This window comes from Trueperaceae bacterium, from assembly GCA_031581195.1.
Classification (GTDB): domain Bacteria; phylum Deinococcota; class Deinococci; order Deinococcales; family Trueperaceae; genus SLSQ01.
The window spans coordinates 1-8593 of the sequence record JAVLCF010000096.1; the positions used below are offsets into that span (position 1 = coordinate 1).

An 8593-nucleotide genomic window follows, 5' to 3' on the forward strand; every position below is an offset into this window, starting at 1 on the left:
GCGGTCCGGAGCGCCCTCGCCGGCGCCCTCGCCGCCCACGGCCCCGCCCGCCTCGCGGGCGCCCGCGTCGCGGTGGCGCTCGGGAGCCGCGGACTCGGCCGCTACCCCGACCTGGTCGCCGGCGCCCTCGACGCCCTCGCCGAGATCGGCGCGACGCCGACCCTGATGCCGGCCATGGGCAGCCACGGCGGCGGTACCCCCGAAGGTCAAGCGCAGGTCCTCCGCGGGTACGGGCTCGTGCCCGACGGCGTGCCGCTCGACCCCGACGACGCCGTCGAGCGGGTGGGGGAGAGCCCCCTCGGGACGCCGCTCTTCGCCAGCCGCGTCGCGCGCGCCGCCGACGTCGTCGTGCTCCTGAACCGCGTCAAGTCGCACACCGGATTTCGCGGCGAGGTCGAGTCCGGCCTCACGAAGATGCTCGTCGTCGGGCTCGGCAAGCGGCCCGGCGCCGCCGCGCTGCACGCCCTCGGCTACGACGGGTTCGCCGACCGCCTCGCCGCCGCCCGCGAGGCGCTGCTGGCGCACTACCCACCCCTCGTGGGGGTCGGGGTCGTCGAGGACGCCGAGGGCCGCCCCGCGCACGTCGAAGCGATCCCTGGGCCGGCGCTCGGGGCGCGCGAGCCGGCGCTGCTGCGCGACGCGAAGGCGCGGATGGCGACGCTGCCCTTCGCCGCGCTCGACGTCCTCGTCGTCGAGCGCGCCGGGAAGGACGTCAGCGGGCTGGGGATGGACCCGAACGTCACCGGCCGGTTTCAGTCCGGCCCGCCCGGACCGCCCGCCCCCACCCGCGTCGCGCTGTTGTCGCTCACCCCCGACAGCGAAGGGAACGCCGCCGGCATGGGGCACGCCGACGTCGTCCCCGCCGCCTTCGCGCACGCCATCGATCCCGTCCCCACCTGGACGAACGCCCTGACGAGCACGTCGCTCCCCTCGGCCCGGATGCCGCTCGTCGTGCCCGACGCGGCGGACGCGGTCCGCGTCGCCCTGGCGACGTGCGGTGCGGCGCCCGACGCGGCCCGGATCGCGTGGATCCGCGACACGAGCGACCTGCGGACCTACCGCGCGAGTCGCGCCGCCCTCGACGCCGTCCAGGACCACCCCGCCGCCCCCACCGAGCTCGGGCCGGCCGAACCGCCGCCGTTGCCACGGTGACGCGCCCGGCGCGGTGCTAGCCTTCGCGGCATGGACCGCCCCACCCCCCCGAACGCGCCCCCCGGACCGCCGCCCCTCGGGCCGGACGTCGCGCCGGTCCCCGGCGGCGCGATGCCCGAGGGCGTGGCGCCGGACGCCCCGCGCCACACGAGCGCCATCACGCTGCGGCGCAGCGCCCTGAAACGCAACCTGGCGTTCCTGCGCAGCAAGATCGGGCCGGACGTCACCCTGAGCAGCGTCGTGAAGGCGAACGCGTTCGGGCACGGCATCGCGGAGTTCGCGAGCCTGGCCGCGTCGCTCGGGGTGCGGCACTTCTCCGTCGCCTCGAGCCAGGAGGCGGCGCAGGTCCGCGCGGCCCTTCCGGACGACGACGCCACGATCCAGATCATGGGGATCCTGCACGACGACGACCTACCGTGGGTCGTGGGGCAGGGCATCCACTTCTTCGTCTTCGACGTCGCCCGCCTCCACGCCGCGCTGTCGGTCGCCCGCGCCCTCGGGCGGCCCGCCCACGTCCACCTCGAGGTGGAGACCGGCGGGAACCGGACCGGCCTCACCGAGGGGCCGTTCCGGGAGGCGCTCGCGCTGCTGCGCGACCACCCGGAGCACCTCCGCTTCGCCGGCCTCGCGACGCACTACGCCGGCATCGAGGCCCTCGCCGAACGCCCCCGCACGCGCAAGCAGTTGCAGGTGTTCCACCACTTCGACGCGATCGCCCGCGCCGAGGGCCTCCGCCCGGCGGTGCGGCACACCGCCTGCAGCGCCGCGGCGTTGGCGTTCCCCGAGACGCACTTCGAGCTGGTCCGGGTCGGCACCGCGCAGTACGGCTTCTGGCCCAGCCCCGACGTCTACCGCCTGCACCTCGCGGCGACCGGGAAACGCTCGGACAACCCCCTGCGTCGGGTGTTGCGGTGGCACACCCGCGTGATGGACCTCAAGGACGTCGCGAAGGGCGAGTACGTCGGGTACGGCTCCGCGTTCCGGGCGCGCAAACCGACGTTGATCGCGGTCCTCCCGGTCGGCTACGGCGACGGCTACCCGCGCGCGATGTCGAACCGCGGGCACGTCCTGATCCGGGGCCGCAAGGCGCCCGTCCGGGGCCTCGTGAACATGAACGTCACGATGGTGGACGTCTCGCACGTGCCGGGCGTCCAGGCGGGCGACGAGGCGGTGCTGGTGGGGCGGCAGGGGCGCGCCGCGATCTCGGTCGCGTCGTTCGCGGAGGTCGCCGACGGCCTGAACAACGAGTTCGTCAGTCGCCTCCCGGCGCAGATCCCCCGTCGCGTCGTGCCCTGAACCCCCCCTGAACGCCCCCAGGGTGCGCCCTGGGGGCGTTCAGGGGCGTGGCGTGGGGGCGTCGGCGGGGAGGCGGTAGCGCGCGTCGAGCGTCGCACACGTCACCGCGTCCCCGTCGCCGAACGACGGGGCGGCGCTCGCGCACACGCGGAGCGGGAGGGGGGCGTCGGCGTCGGCGTTCGGGACGCCGAGCCCCCCGCACCCGCCGACGAGGAGCGCCGCGACGAGCCCGACGAGGGCCCTGGACGTCGCGCGGAGGTGGGGGGCGTGGCGTCGCTGCGGGGGCGTGGCGGGCGAGGGGCGGACCGGCGTCGGGGTCATCGGGGGGCCTCCGGGGGGAGCGCAAGGGTGAGGGTGAGGGTCCGCGACGCGCCGGGGGGCAGGTCCGCGTCGCGCCACAGCCAAAGGCCGTCGTAGGCCTGCAGGCGGTCGGACCCCTCGGGGGCCTCGACGGCGGCGACGCTCGCGCCGCCGGCCGCCTCGAGCGGCGTGAGGTCCAGCCAGACGTCGGGGAGTGCGGTGTTCCCCTCGTTCGTCACGACGACGTCGAGGGTCACGCTCCGTGCCTCCCCGTCGCGGGTGGCGACGTTCGCGTCCGCGTCGGCCGGGAGGCGGAACGCCACGCTCGGCGCGTCGGGACGGCCGGGCGTGACGTCCAGCCAGGGGGAGGGCGCGCCGCGCCCCCCGCCGGCGTACACCCCGCGGAACCGCAGCCGGACCGGTTCGCCGTCCGGGAGGTCGGGGACCGCGAAGGGGGGCGTGACGTCGGGGGGCGCGAGCGCCACCCAGTCGCCGCCCTCGAGCCGCACCTCGACGTTCACGAGGTCGTCGGTCGCGGGGAGGTCGCCGGCGAGCCAGGCGCCCCCCGGCGCGGGCCACGCGCCCGCGGCGGCGGGGGCGTCGTCGGCGTGCACGGTGAGGTGGGCCGCGTCGGTGCGGACGACGGCGGGGGCGAGGTCCGCTTCGCGGGCGGTGACCACCGCTCGGACGCGGGCGCCGTCGTCCTCGAGGGTGGTGGGGGACAGGGTCCAGGTCGCCGCGTCGGCGTCGGGGACGGGCGTCCAGCCGTCGCCGTCGTCGCGTTCCCACGTGAACGCGAGGGGGTGCGGGCTGGTGGCGGACACCGTGAAGCGGGCGGGCGTCCCTCGGACGACGGCGCGGTCGGCGGGGCCGACGACCTGCGTGGGGGCGGGCGTCACGGGCACCACCGTCAGCGTCGCGGCGTCGCTGGCGGTGACGGTGGTGAGGGCGCCGGCGTCGGTGTTGCCGACGCGGACGCGGACCTGCGTGCCGTCGGCGTCGCGGGGGACGGACGCACGGGTCCAGGTGGCGGCGTTCGCGCCGTCCACGTCGCGCCACGCCCCGCCGTCCGCCGGGGCGGTCTGCCACTGGTACGTCACCGCACCCGATGCGGAGACCGTGACGTCGAACGTCGCGTCACCGCCCTCGTCGGTGGTGGCGTCGGCGGGGGGCGTCACGATCGTCGGGGCGGGGGAGGGCGTCGCGCTCTCGACCCGTTCGACGCCCGAGCCGGACGCCAACCAGACGTCGCCGTCCGAGGTCGTGTGCCAGTAGTACGTCCAGAGGGCGGCGTCTTCCGGGAGGGGGTCGGGGACGGCGACCGTGTACGTGAAGGCGAACCCCTCCTGCGTGGCGTAGGTCGTGTTCCCCTCGTCCCTCTCCTCTCCCGGCGCGTCGAAATAAGGTTCGACGTCGGACACGACGTCGGTGTCGGTCACGGCCGCTTCGAGACCGAGCAACTCGCCGACGTCCTGAATCGCGCCGCCGTAGTAGGCGTTCCAGAAGGCGCGGTGGGGGTCGCCCCCGTCGGGGGCGGCGATCAGCAGGGCGCCGAAATTCAGGCCGTGCATCTCCGGACCGTCCGGAGCGCCCCACCCATCGGCGCGAATCGTCACGTCCCGGCCTTCGACGTAGCGGCCGCCGACGTAGCCTTCGCCGCTCACGTCGAACGAGCCCACCCGGTGCCCGCGCCCGGGGAAGATCGTCGGGCTGGCGGCGAGCGGCGCGTCGACGGCGCTGGCGACGAGCGGCGCGTCGGGATCGAGGATCGCGTCCCCTGCGCTGACGACGAAGAGGCGGGTCGGGAAGAACGTCAGCTCCCAGAAATTCTCGTCGGTCACGTCGACCCAGCGGCCCCACGGCCCGGACCACGTCACGGTGCCGTCCGTGGCGGTGATCGTCGCGTCGACCCCGGAGAACGTCGCGTCGTACGGCGCATCGCTATCGGAGAACACGGCGCCGTCGGTCGCGAACGCCCACCCGAGGTCGTAGGCGGTGCCGGAGACGAAGGCGGGGCTCGAGGCGGTGATGACGACGTCCTGCAGGTAGGCGGGGGTGGTCGTCTCCACGTCGCTGCCGCTGACGCGGACCGTGATGCCGGGGTCGGCGAGGGCGAGGGAGGCCAGGGTGCACAGGGCGAGGGCGACGGCTCGGCTCCGTCGGGCGTCGAGGGTCGAGTACCACAAGAACATGCGCGATGCTACCAAAAACGTGACGCGTCCGTGTCATACGCGTCATTACGGTGCGATGTTCAGGCCGTTACGGCGTTCCCCCGCCCCCCGCCGCGTCCCGGCCTTACGCGGCCCCCGCCGGTAACGCCTCGGCCAACAGCTCGATGACGTGCTTCGCCTCGTGGTCGGTCCCGTCGGCGATCTGGTGACGGCAACTGAAGCCGTCGGCGGCGGTCGTGCCGACGTGCGCGCGGACGGCGGGGAACAGCCGGTCCTCGCCGATCTTCAGGCTCAGGTCGTAGTGCCCGTACCCGAAGCTGCCCGCCATCCCGCAACACCCGGCGTCGAGCTCCTCGACGTCGTCGGCGATCCAGCCGAGCAACGCCCGCTGCGCCGACGTCCCCAACAACGCCTTCTGTTGGCAGTGCCCGTGCAGCAACAGCGGCTCGTCGCGCTGGACGAACACCGCGCTCGGGTCGATGCGTCCCTGCGTCCACTCCTTCGCGAGGAACGCCTCGATCATCACCACGTGCTCCGCGACCGCGTCGGTCGCCTCGCCCGGCACCAGGTCGCGGTAGTCGTCGCGGAACGCCGTCACGCAGCTCGGTTCGAGCCCGATGACCGGGATGCCCGCCTCGACGTACGCGTGGAGCTTCGGGACGTTCGCCTCCGCCTGCCGCTTCGCGTCGCGCAACAGCCCCTTGCTGATCAGGGGCCGCCCACAACACCCGTACGGCACCAACTCCACGTCGTACCCGAACGCCTGCAGGACCCGCACCGCCGCCCGGCCCGGACCGGCCTCGTTGAACATCGTCCAGGTGTCCGCGAACAACGCGACGCGCCCCGGGCCGGCCTCCGCCGCGGGCGCGGCGTCGGGCGTCGGTGCGGCGTCCGCGGCGGGGGCCGCCCCCTCCCGCGCGAACCAGCGCGCGAACGTGGTGCGTTCGTAGCGCGGCATGACCCGCCGCCGGTCGACGCCGATCGTCTTCTCCAGCAGGTAGCGCGCCGGCGCGGTCGCCAGGACGGCGTTCGCGACCGGCGCGAACGCCTGCCCGACCGGTGCGAGCTTCGCGACGTTGCCGATCGCGCGCACGCCCAGCGGCACGCCGTGCGCGTCGTGGTGCTGCTGCAGGAACTCGTACTTCAGTTTCGCCATGTCGACCTTGCTGGGGCACTCCGCCTTGCAGGCCTTGCACTCGAGGCACAGGTCCAGCGTGTCGTAGACGTCCTGCGACGTCAGGCCGCCCGGCATGCGTCCGTTCAGGGCGTCGCGCAGCACGTTCGCGCGGCCGCGGGTCGAGTGGTCCTCGTCCCGCGTCGCGACGTAACTGGGGCACATCGTCCCGACGTCCACCTTCCGGCACGCCCCGACCCCGGTGCACGCCTCCACCGCCCCGAGGAACCCGTCCTCCCCAAAGTCGAAGACGGTGTCCAGCTCGACGGTGGGGTAGTCCGCGCCGTAGCGGAAGTGCTCCGTCGCGCTGGGTGCATCGACGATCTTGCCCGGGTTGAAGATCGCGTCGGGATCGAACGCCCGCTTGACCTCCCGGAACGCCTCGTACAGCGTCTCCCCGAACAGCTCGCGGTTCTTTTCGCTGCGGATGAGGCCGTCGCCGTGCTCCCCCGACCACGACCCGCCGTAGCGCCGCACCAGGTCGAAGACCGCGTCGGCGACCGCTCGGAACTTCGCGACGCCCGCCTCGGTCTTGAGGTCGATCATCGGGCGCGTGTGGATCACGCCGACCGACGCGTGCCCGTAGAACACCGTCTCCACGCCGAGCTCCGCGCAGGCGGCCTGCACCGCGGGAATGAACGCCGCGAGGCGTTCGGGCGGCACGGCGGCGTCCTCGATGATCGGGGTCGGCTTGTCCGGCCCGTCCACCGTCGCGTAGATGCCGAGCCCGTCCCGGCGGAACTGCGCGATCCGCGCCCGCGCCTCCGCGGTCCACGCCTCGTGCACGTGCGTCACGCGGTCCATCACCGCCGGGTCGCCCCGCATGGCGTCCGCCCCGCGCCGGACGTCGGCCTCGTCGCGCCCGTCGAACTCCACCATCAGCACCGCCTTCGGGGTGCCGACCAGCCAGTCGAGCAGCGGCGCCAACGTCGGGTTCCGTCGCCCCAGCACGAACAGCCCTTCGTCCATCAACTCCACCGCCGCCGGCCCGTGCGCGTTGATGGCCGGCACCGCCTCGAGCGCCGCGCGGAGGTCGTCGAACTGCAGCATCGCCAGCATCCGTTCGGTCGGGACCGGCCGCACCCGGACCGTGACGTCCAGGATCATCGCCAGCGTCCCCTCCGACCCGGCGATCAGCTTCGCGAGGTTGAACGGCGCGTCCCCCGTGAAGGCGTCGAGGTTGTAGCCCCCCACCCGCCGCATGACCTTCGGGTAGCGCGCCTCGATCTCGTCGGCCAGGTCGCGCGTCAGGCGCCGCACCGTCCGGTAGGCGTCCGCCTCGCGGCCCTCGCCCGCCGCGAGCGCCGCGACGGCCGCGTCGTTCTTCGCCTCGAAGCGGGTGACGGTCCCGTCGCTCAGCACGACCGTCATGGCGACGGTCTCGTCGACGGTCTTGCCGTACTTGATCGATCGCGTCCCGGCGCTGTTGTTCGCCACCATCCCCCCGACCGCCGCGCGGTTGGTGGTGCTCACGTCCGGCGTGAACTGCAGGCCCATCGGCGCGAGGTGGGCGTTGAGTTGGTCCCGCACGACGCCCGGCTCCACCGTCGCGGTGCCCGCCGCCTCGTCGACCTCCAGGATGCGCGTCAGGTGCTTCCCGACGTCCACGATCAACGCCCGCCCGATCGTCTGGCCCGCGAGGCTGGTGCCGCCCCCGCGCGGCACGATCGGCACGCGGTGCTTCGCGGCGAGCCGGACGACCTGAATCAGGTCGTCGCGGTCGGTGGGGATCGCGACGCCGTACGGTTCGATCTCGTACGGGCTGGCGTCGGTCGCGTACGCCGCGCGGGCGGGCGCGTCGAAGCGCACCTCCGCCGACGTCGTGGCGCGCAGGTCGCGCTCGAGCGCCACGAGGGCGGCGTCGCGCGCATCGGACGGTCCGCCGGGAGGCGGACCGGAGCGGGCGGGATCGGGATCCGGACGGCCGCCGGACCCGGAATGCACGGTCATGCCGGAGTATCGCACGCCCCCGTCCGGCGTTCCGGAGGCCGGCCCACGGCGCCTCAGGCGTCGTGCAGGTAGAGCGTCGCGACCGTCCGTGCGAAGCCCGCGTCGTCGAGGTGCCGGTACGCCGCGACCAGCGTCTCCAGCCGCCAACGCTGCACCAGGCCGGCCACGAGGGTGGCGGCGTCGTGCGGATCGACGGCGTCGGCGCGGAGCGCCCGCCCCCGCGCGTCGAGCAGCCCGACCTCCCGCAGGATCGCCTCGGCGCGGCGGCGGGCGCGCGCCGCGAGGTGGGGGGCGGATCCCCGCCGCAACGCGACGTACGTCCGGCGGACGTCGTGCAGCGTCGGGTAGCTCCGGGCGACCTCCAGCGCCTCCGCCTGCGCGTCCGCATCCAGGTCGAACCAGACGCGCTGCGCCCCGCGCAACCGGTCGCGCAGCGGCGCGTGCGCGTCGGCGGGGTCGGCGTCGGCGTCGTGCGGGATCGCCGTCAGGTGCAGCACGTCGGTCGGGTCGCCCTGCGGCGCGTGGCGGACGACGTCCGGCCCCGCCGGCG

At 74.8% G+C, this 8593-nt stretch carries 6 protein-coding genes; 2 read left to right on the forward strand and 4 right to left on the reverse strand.

The features are described 5' to 3' along the window. Nucleotides 1-1152: hypothetical protein (locus RI554_08995; protein MDR9392148.1), on the forward strand; the 1152-nt coding region annotated here is incomplete at its 5' end. A gap of 30 nt (nt 1153-1182) precedes the next feature. Then, nucleotides 1183-2448: an alanine racemase gene (gene alr, locus RI554_09000; GenBank protein ID MDR9392149.1), complete on the forward strand. Its 1266-nt coding sequence runs from the start codon at nt 1183-1185 to the stop codon at nt 2446-2448. A gap of 39 nt (nt 2449-2487) precedes the next feature. Here alr and RI554_09005 read toward each other — a convergent pair whose 3' ends face one another. From RI554_09005 to RI554_09020, 4 genes are all read right to left on the reverse strand, one after another. Then, the gene (locus RI554_09005) at nt 2488-2769 is read right to left on the reverse strand and encodes a hypothetical protein (GenBank protein ID MDR9392150.1); all 282 of its coding nucleotides are present in this window, start codon (nt 2767-2769) and stop codon (nt 2488-2490) included. Then, nucleotides 2766-4940 carry a hypothetical protein gene (locus tag RI554_09010; protein ID MDR9392151.1) on the reverse strand — a complete coding sequence of 725 codons (2175 nt, stop codon included), beginning with the start codon at nt 4938-4940 and terminating at the stop codon, nt 2766-2768. Before RI554_09010 ends, RI554_09005 begins: the two co-directional genes overlap by 4 nt. 103 nt (nt 4941-5043) lie before the next feature. Continuing rightward, complete coding sequence (locus RI554_09015) at nt 5044-8043, reverse strand: FAD-linked oxidase C-terminal domain-containing protein (GenBank protein ID MDR9392152.1); 3000 nt, start codon at nt 8041-8043, stop codon at nt 5044-5046. 53 nt (nt 8044-8096) lie between these two features. Beyond that, nucleotides 8097-8593 (reverse strand): hypothetical protein (locus RI554_09020; GenBank protein ID MDR9392153.1); only part of this gene is annotated, 497 nt, incomplete at its 5' end.

Coding starts and splice junctions, on each gene's coding strand:
- alr (MDR9392149.1), top strand. CDS start 1,183: ATGGACCGCCCCACCCCCCCGAACGCGCCCCCCGGACCGCCGCCCCTC.
- RI554_09005 (MDR9392150.1), bottom strand. CDS start 2,769: ATGACCCCGACGCCGGTCCGCCCCTCGCCCGCCACGCCCCCGCAGCGA.
- RI554_09010 (MDR9392151.1), bottom strand. CDS start 4,940: ATGTTCTTGTGGTACTCGACCCTCGACGCCCGACGGAGCCGAGCCGTC.
- RI554_09015 (MDR9392152.1), bottom strand. CDS start 8,043: ATGACCGTGCATTCCGGGTCCGGCGGCCGTCCGGATCCCGATCCCGCC.